This is a genomic window from Spongorhabdus nitratireducens, assembly GCA_947387575.1.
Taxonomy (GTDB): Bacteria; Pseudomonadota; Gammaproteobacteria; order Pseudomonadales; family Endozoicomonadaceae; genus CANDOC01.
The window spans coordinates 380,814-400,149 of record CANDOC010000004.1 but is presented as its reverse complement, the minus strand read 5'-3'; the positions used below and the strand labels follow the sequence as shown (position 1 = coordinate 400,149).

Sequence of the window (19,336 nt, the reverse complement as noted above, 5' to 3'; positions counted from 1 at the left end):
AAAAAAAGCCCTGCAAATGCAGGGCTTTTCTCGATTACTCTCTATTTGTTGTGTTATCCAGCCGGGCTATCAGACCGGGCTGTTTCACACTCAGACCGGACTGTTCCACAAATAGTGCAGTCCGATACTGGCGATATAACCCAGGGCAATCGCCCAGCTCCAGCGCAGATGACCGAGGAAGGTGTACTTGCCCTTGGATGCACCCATCAGCGCAACACCCGCGGCAGAACCGATTGACAGCAGGCTGCCACCAACACCGGCGGTCAGGGTAATCAGCAGCCACTGGAAAGAATCCATTTCAGGGTTCATGGACAACACTGCGAACATCACCGGGATATTATCAACAATCGCAGAGACAATACCGGCTGTAATATTGGTGAAGTCCGGACCCAGGTCGGTGTACATACGAACCGAAGCAAGCTCCAGATAACCCAGGTATCCAAGACCGCCCACACTGAAAATAATACCGAAAAAGAACAGCAGGGTATCCCACTCCGCCCGCGGTACCTGAGTGAAGATATCAACATTCTTCTGCTCAAACTCGTTGGCATCCAGCGGCATCATCGGGTTCATATCGTTGCGATTTTCTACCTGACTGTGAGTACCCTGACGCTTCAGGTGATAGCAGTAGAACATCAGCAACGACAGGCCGGTCATCATACCCATAAACGGCGGCAGGCCCAGTGCATGTTCAAAAGTAACTGCCATTGCGATAGTCAGCAGGAACAACAGGCACATCCCGGCACCACCGGTACGCATTCTGGCCACAACACCTTCGTTGGCTGGTGGACGCCCCTTGGGTACAAACAGCCCCATAATCACTGCAGGTACGATAAAGTTCACGACAGACGGCATAAACAATGCAAAGAACTGGAAGAATTCAATCTTTCCGGCCTGCCATACCATCAGGGTGGTGATATCACCAAATGGGCTGAACGCACCACCAGCATTGGCGGCAACAACCACGTTAATCATGGCCAGCGATACAAACTGCGGGCTACCTGAGCCCATGGCCATAATAACAGCACCCATCAACAGTGCGGTTGTCAGGTTATCAGCGATTGGAGAAATGAAGAATGCAAGAACACCGGTTACCCAGAACAGCATGCGGTAACTGTATCCCTGGTTCACCATCCAGTCCCGCAAGGCTGCAAACACCTGTCGTTCTTCCATGGCATTGATAAAGGTCATTGCCACCAGCAGGAACAGGAACATACTGCTGTATTCTTCCAGATTGTACATAATCGCCTTATGTACAGCTTCATGCGCTACGCCTTGCTCAGTCGCAATAGTCGCTGCCAACACCCAGATTAATCCGGCTGCCAGAATAACCGGTTTGGATTTGCGCAGGTGGAGCTTTTCTTCTGCCATAACCGCCAGGTAGGCAATGACAAAAATGGCGATACAAAGATAAGCGAGGGGGTGGGATGTGGCATCCACCAGCTCCGGCATACTTGCCCATACGCCGGAAGGAGCCAGCAGGAGTGGCGCCAGCAAAAGTGGCCGTTTTGACATCATCGAGGTTATCCGTTTGTTCTCAGTGAAACCGGTTCGCTATAGGTCACGCCCCTGTGACTCCAAATTGATACCCGCAACAAAACACAAGGGGATAAAACCTATAGGGTGCGTAGTTGACACTATAAGTAGTAGAAACTCAACCCGGAATATTAACGAAGCTTTATAGAATTTATTGGTATTGAAACTTTTTCCAGATTTTCACCCCTGCTTTCACCCAATTGCCAATAATTAAACTCTCAAATATCAGTTAGGGTGTGTTCACAATTAAACATGCGACCAACTACCCATGGCTAATTGTGAACACGCCCCAGGCAGGCAGGAGCTGTCAGCATGTCAATTGCTAATCATCTGCAACACTTTCTAACTGAAAATCAGGCCGATTATGATGTTGTCTGCCACCCCTATTCAGAACGAACCGTAAATACCGCAAGAGCAGCCTGTGTGCCTTCCCGACAAATGGCCAAAGGTGTTGTTTTACACGACGCTGAAGGCTACGTAATGGCTATTGTTCCCTCCATTAATAAAGTCATGCTGGGGTGGATAAACCTCAAGCTCGACCGCCATCTTCGACTGGCCAGTGAAGATGAAATATCCGGACTGTTTCCTGACTGTGAGCCAGGCGCTGTACCTGCTATTGGTTCTGCCTATGGCATGGACTGTTGCTGGGATGATGAACTGAATGCCGTTCAGGATCTCTATATCGAAGGGGGTAACCACCGGGAGCTGGTTCATCTGGAACGGGAACAGTTTCAGAAGCTGTTAACCGGCCAGCCGCATGCGGCTATCAGCTGTGATCCGGATGAAGCTGAAGTCTATAAAGGTTAGTCGTTTACTGACAGGGACGTTGCATCTCCCCCTTAATTACTTTCAAGACCCGGAAGGTTCGGGAAAATCAGTACTCAACGTAACATGTTTGATTCCTCTTCTCTCCCATGTATAGGAAATATGAATCAAACCATCATGAGTTTGAATTACAGAAGGATAGGAGTACTCCAGCTTCTCGCTCTCATCATGCTCCAGCGTAAGAATTGGTTCCCATGCCAGAGCATCCTCAGAAATTGCTGCATTCAATAGATGACGTCCGGTCCGGTTTATTCCTGCCTGTTTGACTGCATGGTTGTACACCAGAAAATACCGCCCATCGGTCAGACGGATGGCATCAAAATTGGCATCAGGATTCGGCAATGAATCAATAGCCGTGAAAGTGCTCCAGCTTTCACAATCATCATTCGATATGCTCTGGATAATTCTTTTTCCTGTATCACTTCGACTGCGACACAGCATAATCCACTGTCGTTCTTCCTTTTTCAGCAGCACAGGGTGAATGGGAAAAAATTTGTAAGGATCATCCTGTAGTTGTACTGTCTTCCATGAGCTATTGAATGCCGCTCCACTCGGCAATAGTTCAAGATGAATACCACACCATTTAATTGTGCCACTGTTCTCTTCTTTCAATTCAGCACTTGAAGCGCAAATCAGGCAACCATTCTGTGTTCTTTGTGGCTTGTGTGCAGGACCTCTGGGCGACTTATTTTCAACGCCTTCAAAATCCAGCCTGCCATTCAGCTTTACCGCCGGCTCCCAGCTTATCCCATTGTCATTAGATATTTTGAACACACCATGCCACTGCCTTGGGTTGATGCCAATCTTGTAAAATAGAATCAGTTGTTCCTGTTCCTGATAAAGAACCGGATCCCAGCATGGATATTTGGCTGCCTCAGACAAACAAGCGCTCATTGCGTCTTCCTGACCATTGGCGATCAGAACCTTGTTGCCCCAGCTATTCGCACTCAGGTTATACACAGCCCCCCAGACACACGCATCCACTGCGGCATGTTCAGCCCCGCCAATCCAGACAGCATGAACCTGTCCGTCAGCTGTTTGATGCAGGCAGGACGAATGGCATTCAGGAGAGCCTGTCAGCACAAAGTCGCAGGAGCGGTAGCAACCTTCCCCGGGCTGTATCAGCTGGGGCAACACACTGTTTGCATTAAAAGAAGAAAAGAAGAACAGGAAAGCAGCACCTATACAGAAAAGCTTTATGGTGCTGCTATAGGAATGACACATAACAAAGAAGGCATCAACAGCAAGAGAAGTTAGTTCCCCTGTACGTCAGCGGGTCATTTTCTTCACAAAAACCACCACAAACAGCGCAATCATAAAGCTACCACCGAATGCTTCCAGCGCCGCCAGTGCCCTGGCCGAACTGACCGGAACAATATCGCCATAACCCAGGGTCGTGAAGGTCACCACACTGAAATAGGCACAGTAGCCAAAGGTTTGCAGGTTCTTCAGCCAGCTGGCATGGGGGTCAAAGAACAGATCAACACCATTGTAGTTTACCCCGGTGAAGAAGTAGGCCACGGCAAACACCATAATCATCATCACCGAGAAGGTAATCACCCGCAGAGGCCGTTCACCATAACCACTGACAAAGTCCACCAGCCAGGATGAAGCCCGCTGCCAGGAGTCCAACGGAAACTGGTTTCGACGGTTCTTCATTTCCTGCTGAAAGAAGTGCCCGGCCGTATCTACCAGCCCCTGCTGCTCTGCAACCCGGCGAATATTACGGCAAACTGATTCGGCTTCCAGATACATGCTCTTGGCCAAAGCATCATCTCCGGCTTTATTGGCCCTATCAGCTTCCGCGGCCTGCAGCACTTTTTTGCCCCAGTTGACGTCCTCCAGCCGGGCATTCTTCAGGTTTACCCCCAGCAGATTACAGCCATCCAGCTGGGCACTGTTGAGATTGGCCCAGGAAAAGTCCGATTTCATCAGGTTACTGCCGGTCAGATCAATATCATACAAATGAGCCCGGGCCAGCTTTGCCCGGTACAGGTCGACATAACGCATGCGATAACGATCACGCCCCTGCAGCCGGTTCAGATTCAACTGTTCCAGATTGGCATGGCGCAGCACAAATCCATCCATTGGCTGGCCTGTCGCAGCATAAGCTTCCAGTCGGTCACACAAATCATCCCCTGATTTGTCTGCACCAGGGTCATGCCAAAAACATAACTGACTGTCATTATTATGCAGCGGGTTAGTGCAGGAGTGGCCTTCCGGGCTTGTATACCGGCAGTGACAAGGAGTGGATTCTGACACCGAGGTCATGGGTTAAGCATCCGTTGCTGTTAGATTTGAGTAATCAGAGAGCTTTCCATTCACCCTCTATGCTGAGTATAGCCCTGATGGTCACCTATAATTGACAGGCAACACTTTCATCTCTTCCCCTGCCCCCAAGCCCTGTTATCAAGGGAGTCCACCCATGACAATATCCCACCGTATTGATCACTATCTGAAAGCCCATGATGTTGACTATGAGGTCATCCACCACACACGAACCAGAAGCTCGGTTCAGAACGCCATTGCTGCCCAGATCCCGCTGAATTCGATTGCCAAGGCCGTGGTGGTAAAGGATCAGGTCAATAACTATACGATGGCGGTGATTCCGGCCTCCCGCAGGCTGAATATGCACCAGCTGGAAGAAATCACCGATTCCCGCCTGCAGTTGGCCACAGAACATGATCTGGCCCGGCGATTCAGTGAATGCGAAACCGGCGCTATTCCCCCGCTGGGGCCAGCCTGGGGCATGGAAACTATCTGGGACAGCCAACTATCACAGACCGGGGATCTGTTTTTTGAAGCCGGGGATCATGAAAATCTGCTTCATGTGACCCAGCAGGATTTTATAGCCCTGATGGAAGATAGCCAGCAGGAGGCTATCAGCTACACTGGTCCGGGAAAAAGTACCACCTGACAATGACCACAGGCGCACTTGGGACTTGTGCGCCATACTTGAGTTCCCCTTGCACTTAACTGTTGTAATAAGCACTTAGTGACATGAAAACAATCAATCATAATGGAACAGCTTTTCTTTTTGTTGTACTGGCGTTTTCAGCCTGTCTTTCTGATATGGCATTCAGCAGGGTCGTGAAAGGGATCACCTTCACCGACGCTCCCCCAAATGATTTGGGGTATCAGCAGCAAAAATGCTCACTATGTTCACAAATACTCTATAGCGGAACCGAAGAAGCCCCGGATAACAAAGTACTTGATCTTCATGCCCGCTTTCACTCCCAGCCAAGTTCAGTTGAACGCCTGATACTGGGAGTACTGACATTTTATATCGACCTTCCTATCGATTCTGAATCCGGAGTTTGCGACCAGTGCGGTACTGGCGAAATGAAAAACAGGATGCCCTCTCATCGCTGTGCTCCGCATCACGATGACAGTTACTCAGTTACCACCTCAACGACCCTCGGTAGCTCGCTTTATTCAGGATCTACTACACCCACTTCAGTTTCATATCAGCCTGGCAACACTTCCTCATGGATTCACAGTCAAAGCCTTACTCATATGACGGACTCTCTCAGTTTGATGGATGAAGAGACTTCGTCGGTAATCACTGACTCTACTCTGCCAGTCACTGAGCCCCACATCACTCCCTTTTTCACTCCCAGCACGACAGTTTATTCACCTTTTACATCGAGTGCGATCACAACACCCAGTGCAACAATGACACAGCCAGTACCATTACAAACAGCTGTACCACTTGCTGTACCTGCATATGCACTTCAAAACCAGACTGTCAGGATTGCCGTACACCCAGGCGTCGGCCAGCCTGTTGTTCATGTACTATGTCAGCGAGTACCAGCTGCTTTACAGGGAACTTATGAATGGCAATGCTCTCTGGCTGAGGGTGGGGCTGAAAAAGTATCTGCTGCAGTTCTGGCTAATTTGCCCGGTTGTACTTTAAGTGAATTGCAAATTATCGGCCCTGGCTCCTATCAGCATGGATTCAAGAACCCCATGAAAGCTGCTGATATCAGGTATAGTCATTTGTCATGCTGGGTTAATGAGTTTGGCACAATCATTACACTACCCCTGGACTATAACTGGCAAACAATAAACGATCAGTTGCAGCATGATATACATGACCGGGCCAAGCGTCATCATAAAAGGCAAGGTCATATATACGCTTTTGTTAATCCTTCGGATGTCAGCTCCGGCGATTATGGCCCTGCGATGCCGAACAATTTGGTTGGATTAGCCAGAACATCCAACGCATCAACAATTGTAACTCATGGAAATACACTCAGATGCTTTGGGCCGCTGGATACCGATATAACCAAAGTGCCTTCATACACACTCCTTAACCATCAAATAAACAGCCACTATTATTTGCAGGTTGCCCTAGGCAGCTGTGCAGTTTTTATTCCCGGAATGAACAAAAGCTGCCTATTCACCAGTCTGGCGCCGTCACAAATGGATGATCATAAAGACAAGGGAAATACTAAAGGTCAACAACCACGCTTTAGAATGTGCTTCGAAGATAATCCTGGCAGTATCTTCACGCCCTCTTGGGGTGATTTAAAACCAGGGGAATTCTGGAATACCTGCCTGTGCAGTAGTACCGGACCAGGAAATATCCCTAACCTGTTTTTTAAATGCCAGGGGCAGTTACGCGAACAGAAGCACGCAAGGTACCCGGATGAGCTATTTATGGTCCCCCATCCGCACTTACCTACAGCTCAAGAAAAGAACATCGGCAAACCGGCCAGTAATCCTCTACATATAGATGCCATTTTACCAAGTACTGATGGTCTTTATCTGGTAGCGTTTTATTCAGGAAAAGCCTGTATCTACGATATCAGTTCACAACGATGGTTAGCTGAAGAGGTGATTCATCCGTGTGTTGTGCCTGTCAATGACTGGTCAATCTGTGCTTTTGAATAGCAGGGTCGACTAGGTATTGTTGCCAGTAGCATCGAATCTATAATTCATTCTGAATGCAGCTACTTTTTGATCATGATGGAAAGGCCCTGTTACTTAACACTTCAGTTCAGGGGCTTTCCTATACAGAGTTAGTCAACCATATCGACTGGCAGCAGGAAACAATACGTATGTTCGGCAAAACACACCTTGTTCCTCGTCTGACAGCTTATTATGGAGAGTTACCTTATCGCTATTCCGGAGTAGAGCACCCAGCCCGTATCTTTCCTGAGCCCCTGAATAACATCCGGGCCCAAGTTGAACAATTATCAGGATTTAACTTTAACGCTGTACTCTGCAATTTTTACCGCAATGGCAATGACCGAATGGGTTACCACCGTGATAACGAATCAATGATCGATCAAGCCTGCATTGCCTCTGTCAGCGCAGGTGCTGCTCGCACATTCAGGCTCAAGCACAGAAAAAACCGGCAGGTGATTAATATTGAGTTGGAAGATAACAGCCTGCTGCTGATGCTGAATTGTCAAGAGCATTGGGAACATACGCTGCCGGCTTCACGCAAAGTGACGGAAGGTCGTATAAACCTGACATTTCGCAGGATACTGGCAGAAAAACAGGATGTGCAGAAACGAAAAAAGCCTGCTTGAAAAAGCAGGCTTTTTAATATGGCGCGCTCGGGAGGATTCGAACCTCCGACCGCCTGGTTCGTAGCCAGGTACTCTATCCAGCTGAGCTACGAGCGCGCTATGTCTTCGACGCTTGGGGCGTTGCCCTGTCGACGAGGCATAATATAGAGATTCGAACTCTGACCGTCAAACAGCTTTTGCTAAGCAGTTGTACCTAGTTCAGCTGTCTCACTTGAGCAACACGACTTTTACTCCAGAGTGATACCAATATTACTAGTGGTCTCATTCTGTGCCAGTCGTCTGAGATTTTTTGCAATCGCAGGTTTGGGATTGGGATACTGCTTCAACAGCTCGAACAGTTCCTCGAAAAAGGCATCCTGCTCAACTGATAGCGGGTGGTCGTGTATATACTGATTCAGCTCGGTTCCCTTCAGATCCGGCACTTCACTGAACTTGATGAATTTGCCAACAGTAGACTGAACCAGCAGCGCTGATGACATGGTTTCATCAAAGTTTGGCGTAATACTGCAGCTCAGGGCTGATGTCAGCCCTACAATCATATCCAGTGCCGGGTGCACTCCATAGACGTCAAAGGCTTCCGGATCCGGCATATTGGGATCCAGCTTTTCGTGCAGTCTTTCCAGCTGTTTGGGCGAACGTTCTCCCGCAACAAACTCCCACAACCGATCAAGGCAGTTACGAATATCGGCAGCTTCACCGAAGCCGGTTAATTCGGAAAAGAGCGCAAAATTAGGCCAGGTGCGTTCGGCCTGTGCGACACAAAAAGCAGCCTGCTGCCAGGGCTTGAGACTTTCCAGGTGTTTGCGAAGTACGCCGGTTTTCATGCAGGGGAAGTCCAGAGATCAATATCAATTAAGGCAGCGAATCATAGCAGTGTCAGCAGAATTGACAAAACTGTCAGTTATACGAAGCGAGAGGTTTCCGCCCGTAACCGGGCGACAACAAAAAAGGTTGGCAAAATGAAAGCGCTGATTACTTCAGGTTATTCACAATGTTATTGAGAGTATTGAACCACTTGTTGGTAAAGTTGGAGAGCAATTCAAAGCTTTGATTATGCTTGTTCATATTGGACTGCAGCTTCACTGTTTGCAGCTGGGAAGTATTAGCCAGCGCTTCACCCTTGGCTTCAAGCTTTTCCTTCAGTGACTTCTGCGCATCCTTGTTCAGCGGCCCGGCAGGCACATCAATTCCCATTGATCGGGCCAGATTACGGTCTTCCTCAGACAGGTTTATAGTATCGCTGTGCCCCAGCTTGCTGCTTAAGTCCTGCACATTTGCCAGCTGCTGGTTGCTTTCTTCAATTTGGGAAATAAAGTCTCTGACATTTTCCTGCAGCAAGTTAGTACGCTCGGCGACACGGGCACTGAGCAGTGCTTGCAAATGCGGCTTTTTGACTTCAGTCGGTTCGGTGCCAACCTGACCCACACCTCCGACGGCACCACCCTGAATACGATCAACCATAAACCTGCCCTGCTGTTACCTTGAGTCCTGATTTTCGATTTTCAAAGGAGTCGATTAAAGGAACCCGGTACGACGCCGCCCGGTGCCTTTCTTCTTTCTGGTACCGCCACGTTCCTGGCGGCGGATTGCCTTGAGTTCCTGCTTTTTCTCAGCAACCGCGTTATCCACTTCACGCTTCAGGTCATCATCCCATTCTTTCGCATCAACCTGGGATTCTGCTTTTTCTTCCTCGGACCAGCTGGGCAGGTTGATAAACTCCCGCACCATATCCATATCCAGCCCAAGCGTTTTGACATGTTCGTCGTACTTGTCCGCGAGCAGACGGGCCTCGGCTACCACCCGGCTCATTTCCTCCCGGACTTCATCAATTGTCTTCTTTTTCAGTTTTGGAGAAGCTGGCAGCACGTCAGGCACTCCTGAGAGATTCCGTTAACTAAAACTGAAGCCACAGCGAAATTCGACTTCATCACCAGTATCGGCTGTCCAGCCAACAGCTTGAGGCCGGCTATCAGGGATGGATGCAGTGGGCCTGATCCATCGATATAATGGCGCGGTTCACACACAAAGCTTTAATAACGTATTGAAAAATAAACAGGAGTCCCTATGGATGTAGAAGAGTTTGAAACCCTGATGCTGCAGATCTTTGTACCGGGGCTGATCCTGTTTATGGCATTTATTGTGTATGACCTGGCCCGTAAATCGAAAGCCGGTAAATTCGGTACTTTTGTCCTTTTTGGAACCCTGTGTCTCGGTGTTCTGGCTTTCGTTATCAAATCCGTTGTTGTTAGCAGTATTGGTGGTTACTAAAGGCACTGAATTCTTTACTGAGATATTACTTCCAAAAATAAAGAAAACATCTGCATACGCTTTAAAATCAGGTGTTTTCACACATCAAAAAATAAAACAAAGTTAATTCCTTCAGTCCATTCGCTTATTAATTCAAATCAATATTTTTTTTCTGTCTGACCGTTACATTACCGGCAATTATTACTGAATGATGGATTATGCCGGTATGAAACAGGCTTACCTGGATCGTTTCCTCCGTTACGTGTCATTTGATACCCGTTCCGATATTGCCAGCGAAACCGTACCCAGCACCGGAGGCCAGAAAGTACTGGCTGCTGCCCTGCGTGACGAGCTGGAAGCAATGGGTCTGGACAAGGTTGTTCTGGACGATAACGGCTACCTGTCTGCCCGCCTGCCGGCCAACACTGACGCTGAAGTACCGGCCATTGGTTTTATTGCCCATATGGATACGGCGCCGGATGCCTCCGGAGCCAACGTCAAACCACAGATTATTGAAAACTTCGATGGTCAGGCCATTACCCTGAATGCAGAGCAGGATATCAAGCTCTGCCCGCAGGAGTTTGTCTCCCTCAAGAATTACATTGGCAAAACCCTGATCACCACTGACGGCACCACCCTGCTGGGTGCAGATAACAAGGCCGGTATTGCCGCCATCCTGACTGCAGTGGAATATTTGCAGCAGAATCCGGATATCAAGCACGGTGATATCTGCATCGGTTTCACTCCGGATGAAGAGATTGGCCGTGGCGCAGACCACTTTGATGTGCCGGCATTCGGCGCCCAGTGGGCCTACACCATCGATGGTGGCGAAGAAGGCGAACTGGAATGTGAAAGCTTCAACGCAGCCCGTGCAGAAGTGATCTTCCGTGGCCGCAATGTACACCCGGGCACCGCCAAGGGCATGATGATCAACTCCATGCACCTGGCCCGACAATTTGCCAACGAACTGCCAGCTGACGAAGTGCCAGAAAAAACAGCAGGTTACGAAGGTTTCTTCCACCTGTACGGCATGAGCGGTGATGAAACCACTTCCCGTCTGAACTATCTGGTACGTGACCACGACCGCGCCCGCTTCGAAGAACGCAAAGAACTGCTGATCAAGCTGGTTGCCAGCATGAATGAAATGCTGGGCGAAGAGCGGGTTGAGCTGGATATGGTTGACCAGTACTACAACATGCATGAAGAAGTGGTCAAAGTACCTCAGGTTATGGATATTGCCCGTCAGGCGCTGCACAACTGCGATGTAAAGGCCATTGAAAAGCCGATTCGCGGTGGTACTGACGGTTCCCGCCTGTCCTTTATGGGCTTGCCAACACCGAATATCTTTACCGGCGGCCACAACTTCCACGGTATTTATGAATACCTGGTCGTTGAGTCAGCACTGAAGAGTGTCGAGGTGATAGCCGAAATCGCCAGACTCACTGCTGAAACAGGTAACAGCAAATAATTTTATAGAGGGGGAGTTAACCGAAAGGTGGCTCCCCTTTTTTCACACAGAGTTTTAAATAGTAATGATGGGGGAATCATTATGACTACACAGACCGCGGTCGCCGGACATGCGGCACCAAAGAAGAAGCTGACCTTTCCAACCGCCTATACCGTCCTGCTGATCGTTGCCGCTCTGGTCGCGATGCTGACCTGGATTGTGCCGGCCGGTACTTACAATAAACTCAGTTACGATAGTAACGAATTTACCGTTACCTATGCTGACGGTACTTCCGAGAATTTTCCTGCAACACAGGCAACGCTGGATCAGTTTGGCATCAAGGCTGAACTGGAAAAGTTCACCAACGGTGATATCTACAAGCCTGTCGGTATTCCGGGATCCTACAGTAATGTAGAAGCATCACCCCAGGGTATCGGAGAGTTCTTCCAGGCACCGATTACCGGTATGTACGACTCTATTGATGTCGTCTTCTTTGTGCTGGTTATTGGTGGCTTTATTGGTGTCGTCAATCACTCCGGTGCCTTCAACTCTGGTATTCAAAGCCTGTCTTCTACTTTTGAAGGAAAGGAAAAGTGGCTGATTGTAATTGTCACAACACTGATTGCTATCGGTGGCACCACCTTCGGCATGGCGGAAGAAACCATTGCCTTCTATCCGATTCTGGTCCCGATCTTTATTGCTGCCGGCTATGACGCCATGGTCGCTCTGGCAGCGATTTATCTTGGCTCCTCCATCGGCACCATGTGCTCTACTGTTAACCCGTTCAGCACCATTATTGCTTCCAATGCTGCCGGTATTAACTGGACTGCAGGCCTGACTCCACGCCTGATTATGCTGGGTCTGGGTACCCTGCTCTGCATCTGGTATCTGGTGCGCTATGCCGAAAAGGTCAAGGCGGATCCTTCACAGTCCCTGATCTACAGCCAGAAAGCGGAAATCGAACAGCGCTTCCTTGGCAAACATTCCGACCAGCCTGCAGAAATGACCGGCCAGATCAAACTGATCCTGACCGTCTTTGCTGCCACCTTCCTGTATATGGTGTATGGCGTATCCCAGCTGGGATGGTGGTTTACAGAAATGACCACCCTGTTCTTTGTTTCTGCACTGGTTATCGGTGTGCTCAGTCGTACTGACGAAAAGTCTTTTGTGCGTGAGTTCCTGCAGGGGGCCAACGATCTGCTGGGTGTTGCCATGATCATCGCCATCGCCCGCGGTGTAACCGTACTGATGGACCAGGGCATGATCAGCGACAGTATTCTCTATGCCAGTGCCGGCCTGGTCGAAGGTATGGATAAAGGCCTGTTTATCGTTGTAATGATGGTACTGTTTGCCGGGATCTCTTTCTTTGTACCGTCTTCCTCCGGCCTGGCTGTACTGTCCATGCCGATTATGGCTCCGCTGGCTGATGTGGTGGGTATGCCCCGTGATAATATTGTCAGTGCTTATCAGTATGGTATGGGACTGATGGCGTTTATTACGCCGACAGGTCTGGTACTGGCTTCTCTGGCGATGGTGAATGTGACCTTCGACAAGTGGCTGAAGTTTGTATTGCCTCTGCTGGGCATGCTGGTTGGCCTCGCTGCACTTTGCCTGTTAGCGACTGTTTATATCTAATTCGAGAAAAATCACACCACTATACGGCAGGAACGTTACATATACGTTCCTGCCATCCCTGCCCTTTCCTCTTCTGTTGAGATATGATTCAGACCACGGTCATTCTGATGATCTGAGGAGTCTGTCATCTAACCGGCTCCGTTTAAGTACCCACACAGGTGCTTTTAAAATACCCATAACAATAAAAAGTAGCTCTCAGGTTACGTACGACAGGGTACATATCATGACCAGTAGCGCAGAAACTCACGAAGTTTTTAACCAGCCTCCTTTCTTTGAAGGCACCGAGCTTTTCAGCCTTGATACGCCACTAAAAGAAGCCGTTGCACGTGAGGCCGAATGGGCACTGTCCAAACTGGATGCCTACGGCAAGCGGGCCGGCAGCGAAATGATGGAACAGGGTTTTCTGGCCAACGAAAACAAACCGGTCTATCACTGCCATGACCGTTTTGGTCATCGTATTAACCAGGTTGATTTTCACCCCGCTTATCACCAGTTAATGGCCGCCACCATTAATGAAGGCGGTCATTCCATTCCCTGGACAGATAATCGCAAGGGTTCTTATACCGCCCGGGCAGCCATTATGTATCTGCATAACCAGGTCGAGGCCGGCACCTGCTGTCCTCTGACCATGACCTTTGCATCGGTAGCCGCCCTCCGGCATCAACCAGATCTGGCGAAAGAATGGGAGCCACTGATTACATCCGGTGTCTATGACCCCTCTAACAAGCCATGGTTTGAAAAGCAGGGCGTGACGATTGGCATGGCAATGACCGAAAAACAGGGGGGCACCGATGTTCGCGCCAATACGACAACAGCTACGGCTATTGAAAATGAAGGCCCCGGTCAGCTTTACCGACTAACCGGCCATAAATGGTTTTGTTCGGCACCGATGTGCGATGCTTTTCTAACGCTGGCACAGACTGAAAAAGGATTGTCCTGCTTCCTGCTGCCTCGTTGGAAAAAAGACGGCACTCTCAATGAATTCTATGTTCAGCGCCTCAAGAACAAACTCGGCAACCTTGCCAATGCATCCAGTGAAGTTGAATACCGTGGCGCTGAAGCCTGGATGGTAGGACAGGAAGGCCGTGGTGTTGCCACTATCATTGATATGGTGGCATTGACCCGGTTTGACTGCATGGTTGGCTCCTCGGCCATTATGCGTCAGGCGGTCAGTCAGGCGATTCATCACTGCAGCTACCGTCAGGTGTTCGGTAAAACCCTGATTGATCAGCCCATCATGCAAGGCGTTCTTGCCGATCTTGCACTGGAAAGTGAAGCCGCTCTGGCAATAACAATGCGGCTGGCAACCGCACTTGAGAACCAGCAGCAAGACCAGCATGAAGCACGACTGGCCCGTATCGTTACAGCCATCGGCAAATACTGGATCTGCAAACGGGCACCGTTCATGATCAATGAAGCTCAGGAATGTCTGGGCGGAGCCGGTTATGTAGAGGAATCAATTCTGCCACGGCTCTACCGCGAGGCTCCGGTAAACTCAATCTGGGAAGGCAGTGGTAATGTTCAATGCCTGGATGTTTTAAGAGCCCTGCAAAAAGATCCGGATACCCTGACAGCTGTTCAGACCGAAATCGGCAAAGCTGCGGATAAACATCCGTTGTTGGCAAACTGGCTGGACAGTATTCAGTCTGAGATGGTAAATCAGGAAGATATGCTGCCTCGCTCCCGCCTGATCGTCGAAAAACTGGCTGTTGCATTACAGGCATCTGCCCTGCTGCAAGATGGGGATAGCAAAATTGCCGATGCTTTCTGCCAGACCCGACTTGACCCGCAGTCCAGAGGACAGCTGTTTGGCGCACTGCCTGCAGGTATTGATTGTCAATATATTATCGAACGCAACAAACTGGCCTGATCAGTAAAGAGATACAAGCTTGGATCACTTTGGTGTTCCAGCTTGTACGCCCAGTAGTACTCCAACTCTTTCATATTGCTGCGCTAGATATACGCTATAGAAATGTGATCAATTTTTATTGCTCATAATATCTATGGATGCAGATCACAATTCAGGCCGCAAAGGTATTCTTATCACGGGAAACCTGCTGCTGGACCGAATAAAAGTCACTAACCACTATCCAGAGGAAACCCAAGTTGCACTGATTGATAAAGTTGATATCAGTAGTGGAGGTTGTACCAATACACTTTTAAACCTTGCAGCAATTGATTCAGACATACCTTTATTTCTGGCAGGACTGACAGGACAGGACGAAGACGGCTGCTTTCTTCTGAGACAAGCCACACAACGCAATATTGACACGACACTTGTCAATCAACTTTCAAAGATTCCCACTGCATTCTCAGATGTAATAATTAACAGCCGCTCCGGTGATCGAACTGTCTTCCACTTACCGGGAACCAATACTCAACTGACAGAGCAATTTATCTCTCAACTGCAGACCCGCGCTCACATTGTGCACATTGCCTACCTCAATGGCCTGCCGGCCCTTGAATGCTATGCTCCGGACTACCAGTCAAAGGCGGCTCGCGCTATGGCTTCACTTAAAAGCATGGGGTATCTGGTTTCAGTCGATCTGGTATCCAGCCCGGAGATTTCAGCATTCGAGCATTGGGTCAAACCTGCCCTCAGGTTTGTTGACTATTTGATTATCAATGATCAGGAAGCTTGCGCACTGGCCGGAGTTCCCATACCGGAAGAAGGTAATACTGCAGCATTCATGAAGCTTGCAGAAAGACTGTTAACACTGGGTGTTCAGCAATCCGTCATCATTCATTATCCTTCAGGTGCAACCGGCCTGGAAAAGCACGGCCAGGCAGTTTCTGTACCTGCTTATGCGGTAAAACCGGAAGATATAGTCAGTACGCTAGGTGCAGGTGATGCATTCTGTGCCGGTGCACTTTATGGCCTGCATCAGCAAATGCCGCTGGAGAAGTGTATGCAGCTGGGATGTGCTGCAGCTTATTTCAGCCTGTTCAGTCTCTCGGCTACGGGTAATGCCAAGCCATTGAACAAGCTTGAGGAGCTAATTTCCCATACCTGAACGAAAACCACCCTGCAGGCATTCACCGGCAGGGTGGAACTGAATCTAGTTGTCAGTTTTTTACGACATTCGTCGTGACAGCTGATTAAGCCTGGGCAGCAGCGCCTGCAACAGCTTCTTCAGCTTTTTCGCTGTTGGCGATCATCTTGCGGATAGCAACAGATGCGCCCAGTGCTACAGCAACCATGGCTACAGCAGCAACAGTCAGCATACCGAAGTAGTCACCGTATACAGTCTGTACGAACTGCTGGGTGATTTCCTGACCTTTTTCCATTGCGATCGCACCGGAGATTACCGCACCGATAATGCCGGACAGAGCCATAGCAACAGAGAACAGGGAGACAGAGAAGCCTTCGATGTGCTTCGGAGTAACAGACAGGATGAAGGCAACAACCAGGGAGCCCACGATAACTTCACCGAAAGCCAGGAAGGCGTGGATTACCAGGAAAACATCCGGGCTGATGATAACGTCTTCACCTACACCCTTGACAGCCATGGTCAGGACGCCGAAGGCAGCCGCAGCCAGTACGAAGGAGAAGGAAACCTTGGTAGCGGTGGTGAAGTGAATGCCACGCTTTTCCAGAGAGGAGAATATAGCGGTGATCACCGGACCGGCAACGATACACCACAGCGGGTTCAGCGCCATGGAAGCTTCAGGTGCCAGCGGGATGAAGCCCAGCAGATCGCCACGCATGGTGTTGATGGTTACCATGGTCATGGAAGTCATCATCTGGCCGTAGTATACGAAGAACGCAGTGGTCAGCGCAGTCATGATCAGGATGGTACCCATCTTCAGCGCGTCAGCTTTGTCAGCCTTGGCCATCAGAGTGATGAAGTACAGTACAGCAGCAGCGCCGATGGCGTATACGATGTACTTACCGGTAGCCATGTCGTTGAACATGAAGAATACCATGCCCAGCATTGCAGCAGACAGCGCCAGGAAGATACCCATGTTCTTGCCGCTTACCGGTTCCTTGTCGATGTCAGCACCCACTTCAACCAGCGGCTTGTGGAATACGACCAGGGTCGCAGCAGCCAGCGCAGCCATGGTAGCAGACAGGGCAAAACCACCGTTGAAACCAATGTACAGTACGAACATCGGGTACAGGTATTGACCCAGCAGCGCACCCACGTTGTTTACGGAGTAGTTGATCGGGTAGCAGTTCTCGAAATCTTCCTGAGTCTTGAAAGTACGCTTGTACAGACTCGGGTAAGAAGGAGACATCAGACCACGGGCGTAACTGGCCAGTGCAATACCCAGCATACTCATGGAAACGCTTTGAATGGAGGCACCGAATACCAGCAGGGCATAACCGGACGCAAAGCTGATGTAAGCCAGAGTCAGGGAACGCTTGGAACCCAGGAACTTGTCACAGATGAAACCGCCGGCAATGGCGAACAGGGGACCGATTGAAGAGAATGCACCCACGATCATCATGGTTTCAGCTTCACTGTATTGAAGCTCTTCCAGGAAGAAGCGGGTCAAAATGATCATTACGCCATAAAATGAAAGGCCAAACATCATTTGGCAGAACATCATGGACTTGTTAAGTCTATTCCACATGGATTTTACTCTTTACTTTTGACTCAAATGGACTCAACACATTTTTCAGGCGTAACAAGCCCTGCCAGCTTTCGGTTAAAAAACTGACTGATTAAATGTGTTTAACTGAATTCAAAACCCAGCGGGAACATCCACCCCCCCTGGCCCCATGAAAACAACTGTTTCCAAAACGAATGTTTCTTTAACCACGTATTTTCACGGCGCTAAAAACCGGTTTTACCGCTTTTCAAAGCCCGCTAATTCGATGTTTACACTAATGAATAAGCAGGGTGCCGAATATTGAGCTATACGAGCGTTAACAATGTTGATCTGCGGCAATTAAATCGCAGGGTGTTTTCCCGAAATTTCGGCATTTCGCATACTTTTCTTTCAAGAAAGCAACATTCCGTTTACACAGGGTCTTTATTTGTAAGAAACGTGTTGACAGGAAATATACACTCGGCGGGATTGGTACACAGTGCTAACAACTACTGAAAATATTGCTACATATTCGGCATTTTTGGATATCAGTACCTATGTAAAATCGAGTATCACCAATGAATAAGCTGGCAACGAGCAAATAAACGATGATTATTCACTACTTAAATATGGTGATACCCAATAATGTCAGCTAATAGCTTTATGACCAGGAGATTTCAGCCACGATTTTATTGACTTCATCCTTTACATTTTTCGGTACAGTACGCATCCGCGGCCAAGAAACTTCGTTACCGTTTTCAGTTTCGTCAACATGTACGACTTTGGCGCCGCCGGTTTTCAGATCGACAATCTTCAGATGCAGTTCATCATCGGCCAGTTCTTCACCGGTAAATTCGGGACGGGACAGGTAGATCGCCCACGACTTGTCTTCAGACAGCCATTGGGGAGTGGCCAGTGCCCCCAGATCATCCAGCACAGCATTAAAATCATCACGTTCTTTGGTGACTTTTTTCAGGTTTTGCTTCAACTGATTCAGCTCAGCATCTTTACCACGGTTTTGAGCCTGCAGGCGCTTGTTCTGTTCTTTCAGGCGCTTCGGGTTGTCAGCTTGCAAAGCTTTCAGCTCGGCTTTGAGCGCGCGGTTTTCTTGTTTCAGCTTTTCCAGCAGCTGTTCACTCATGGCCTTCTCCGGCAAAAAAGCGCGAATTCTACCAAAATCCTGCGAACTGAAAAGTAGGGAGTCTACCAAGATTAGCGGTCTGCAGGCAGATAGTTACGACTTACTTGCTGATAACCTAAGATAGAAAGCTGATCTGCTGTCACGACAGTACACTTCGGTGATTACTACCGGTAGTTAAAGCGACTGAATGAAATGCTATTGCTTTCCAAAAGCAGAAAACCCAACAGCATTATTTCTTCAATTAAAAGTACTTTCAAAAACTGAATGTCCATGTCTTTACATTTCACAGACCTTATTTATTGACCCGAATCAAAAAACCACTCGCTATTCGCACCGTTTTTTCAAACCTTGATTATGCTCAAGAGTGAACACCTGTTAACTGCGACAAAATGTCGCACCTGCAAATCAAGAAAAGTTAACAGGTGTTGT

General features: G+C 48.9%; 17 protein-coding genes and 1 tRNA gene. 9 read left to right on the top strand and 9 right to left on the bottom strand.

The window, feature by feature from the left end; genetic code table 11:
- Window positions 1-90 precede the first annotated feature (90 nt).
- Entirely contained in the window at window positions 91-1,515 is a 1,425-nt protein-coding gene (gene nhaD, locus ACYZZ0_RS10260; RefSeq protein ID WP_461536529.1) for a sodium:proton antiporter NhaD, read from the bottom strand.
- 333 nt (window positions 1,516-1,848) lie between these two features.
- Between nhaD and ACYZZ0_RS10255 the strand changes: the two genes are divergently transcribed.
- Window positions 1,849-2,343: an aminoacyl-tRNA deacylase gene (locus ACYZZ0_RS10255; protein ID WP_461536524.1), complete on the top strand. Its 495-nt coding sequence runs from the start codon at window positions 1,849-1,851 to the stop codon at window positions 2,341-2,343.
- 42 nt (window positions 2,344-2,385) lie between these two features.
- Here the strand turns inward: ACYZZ0_RS10255 and ACYZZ0_RS10250 are convergent, their stop codons facing one another.
- Both ACYZZ0_RS10250 and ACYZZ0_RS10245 read right to left on the bottom strand, forming a co-directional pair.
- The gene (locus ACYZZ0_RS10250) at window positions 2,386-3,495 is read right to left on the bottom strand and encodes an exo-alpha-sialidase (RefSeq protein WP_461536523.1); all 1,110 of its coding nucleotides are present in this window, start codon (window positions 3,493-3,495) and stop codon (window positions 2,386-2,388) included.
- Between the two features lie 135 nt (window positions 3,496-3,630).
- The gene (locus ACYZZ0_RS10245) at window positions 3,631-4,632 is read right to left on the bottom strand and encodes a pentapeptide repeat-containing protein (RefSeq protein WP_461536522.1); all 1,002 of its coding nucleotides are present in this window, start codon (window positions 4,630-4,632) and stop codon (window positions 3,631-3,633) included.
- 154 nt (window positions 4,633-4,786) lie between these two features.
- Here ACYZZ0_RS10245 and ACYZZ0_RS10240 point away from each other — a divergent pair, with 154 nt between their 5' ends.
- The 3 genes from ACYZZ0_RS10240 (at window position 4,787) to ACYZZ0_RS10230 (ending at window position 7,901) form a co-directional block, all read left to right on the top strand.
- Window positions 4,787-5,278: an aminoacyl-tRNA deacylase gene (locus ACYZZ0_RS10240; protein ID WP_461536521.1), complete on the top strand. Its 492-nt coding sequence runs from the start codon at window positions 4,787-4,789 to the stop codon at window positions 5,276-5,278.
- 83 nt (window positions 5,279-5,361) lie between these two features.
- On the top strand, window positions 5,362-7,257 hold the full coding sequence (locus ACYZZ0_RS10235; RefSeq protein ID WP_461536520.1) for a hypothetical protein: 1,896 nt from the start codon (window positions 5,362-5,364) through the stop codon (window positions 7,255-7,257).
- Between the two features lie 53 nt (window positions 7,258-7,310).
- Window positions 7,311-7,901: an alpha-ketoglutarate-dependent dioxygenase AlkB family protein gene (locus ACYZZ0_RS10230; RefSeq protein ID WP_461536519.1), complete on the top strand. Its 591-nt coding sequence runs from the start codon at window positions 7,311-7,313 to the stop codon at window positions 7,899-7,901.
- A gap of 19 nt (window positions 7,902-7,920) precedes the next feature.
- On the opposite strand, the gene ACYZZ0_RS10225 is transcribed toward ACYZZ0_RS10230, so the two are convergent.
- The 4 genes from ACYZZ0_RS10225 to ACYZZ0_RS10210 all read right to left on the bottom strand — a co-directional run bounded on the left by ACYZZ0_RS10225 (window position 7,921) and on the right by ACYZZ0_RS10210 (window position 9,767).
- Window positions 7,921-7,997, bottom strand: a tRNA-Arg gene (locus tag ACYZZ0_RS10225).
- Window positions 7,998-8,128: 131 nt separating this feature from the next.
- Entirely contained in the window at window positions 8,129-8,725 is a 597-nt protein-coding gene (locus tag ACYZZ0_RS10220) for a DUF416 family protein (protein ID WP_461536518.1), read from the bottom strand.
- Window positions 8,726-8,873: 148 nt separating this feature from the next.
- Complete coding sequence (locus ACYZZ0_RS10215) at window positions 8,874-9,362, bottom strand: hypothetical protein (RefSeq protein ID WP_461536517.1); 489 nt, start codon at window positions 9,360-9,362, stop codon at window positions 8,874-8,876.
- A gap of 54 nt (window positions 9,363-9,416) precedes the next feature.
- On the bottom strand, window positions 9,417-9,767 hold the full coding sequence (locus tag ACYZZ0_RS10210; RefSeq protein ID WP_461536516.1) for a hypothetical protein: 351 nt from the start codon (window positions 9,765-9,767) through the stop codon (window positions 9,417-9,419).
- Between the two features lie 198 nt (window positions 9,768-9,965).
- On the opposite strand from ACYZZ0_RS10210, the gene ACYZZ0_RS10205 reads away from it, so the two are divergent.
- The 5 genes from ACYZZ0_RS10205 to ACYZZ0_RS10185 all read left to right on the top strand — a co-directional run bounded on the left by ACYZZ0_RS10205 (window position 9,966) and on the right by ACYZZ0_RS10185 (window position 16,244).
- Window positions 9,966-10,169: a DUF2788 domain-containing protein gene (locus tag ACYZZ0_RS10205; protein ID WP_461536515.1), complete on the top strand. Its 204-nt coding sequence runs from the start codon at window positions 9,966-9,968 to the stop codon at window positions 10,167-10,169.
- A gap of 187 nt (window positions 10,170-10,356) precedes the next feature.
- Entirely contained in the window at window positions 10,357-11,616 is a 1,260-nt protein-coding gene (gene pepT, locus ACYZZ0_RS10200; protein ID WP_461536514.1) for a peptidase T, read from the top strand.
- Between the two features lie 81 nt (window positions 11,617-11,697).
- Window positions 11,698-13,230, top strand: a complete 1,533-nt coding sequence (locus ACYZZ0_RS10195) for a YfcC family protein (protein WP_461536513.1) — start codon at window positions 11,698-11,700, stop codon at window positions 13,228-13,230.
- A gap of 223 nt (window positions 13,231-13,453) precedes the next feature.
- Entirely contained in the window at window positions 13,454-15,100 is a 1,647-nt protein-coding gene (locus tag ACYZZ0_RS10190; protein ID WP_461536512.1) for an acyl-CoA dehydrogenase family protein, read from the top strand.
- A 133-nt stretch (window positions 15,101-15,233) separates the two neighbouring features.
- A complete protein-coding gene (locus ACYZZ0_RS10185) occupies window positions 15,234-16,244 on the top strand; it encodes a carbohydrate kinase family protein (protein WP_461536511.1) in 1,011 nt (336 codons plus the stop codon).
- An 85-nt stretch (window positions 16,245-16,329) separates the two neighbouring features.
- Here ACYZZ0_RS10185 and ACYZZ0_RS10180 read toward each other — a convergent pair whose 3' ends face one another.
- Window positions 16,330-17,808 carry an MFS transporter gene (locus tag ACYZZ0_RS10180; RefSeq protein WP_461536510.1) on the bottom strand — a complete coding sequence of 493 codons (1,479 nt, stop codon included), beginning with the start codon at window positions 17,806-17,808 and terminating at the stop codon, window positions 16,330-16,332.
- Between the two features lie 619 nt (window positions 17,809-18,427).
- Entirely contained in the window at window positions 18,428-18,907 is a 480-nt protein-coding gene (locus ACYZZ0_RS10175) for a hypothetical protein (protein WP_461536509.1), read from the bottom strand.
- Window positions 18,908-19,336: the final 429 nt, after the last annotated feature.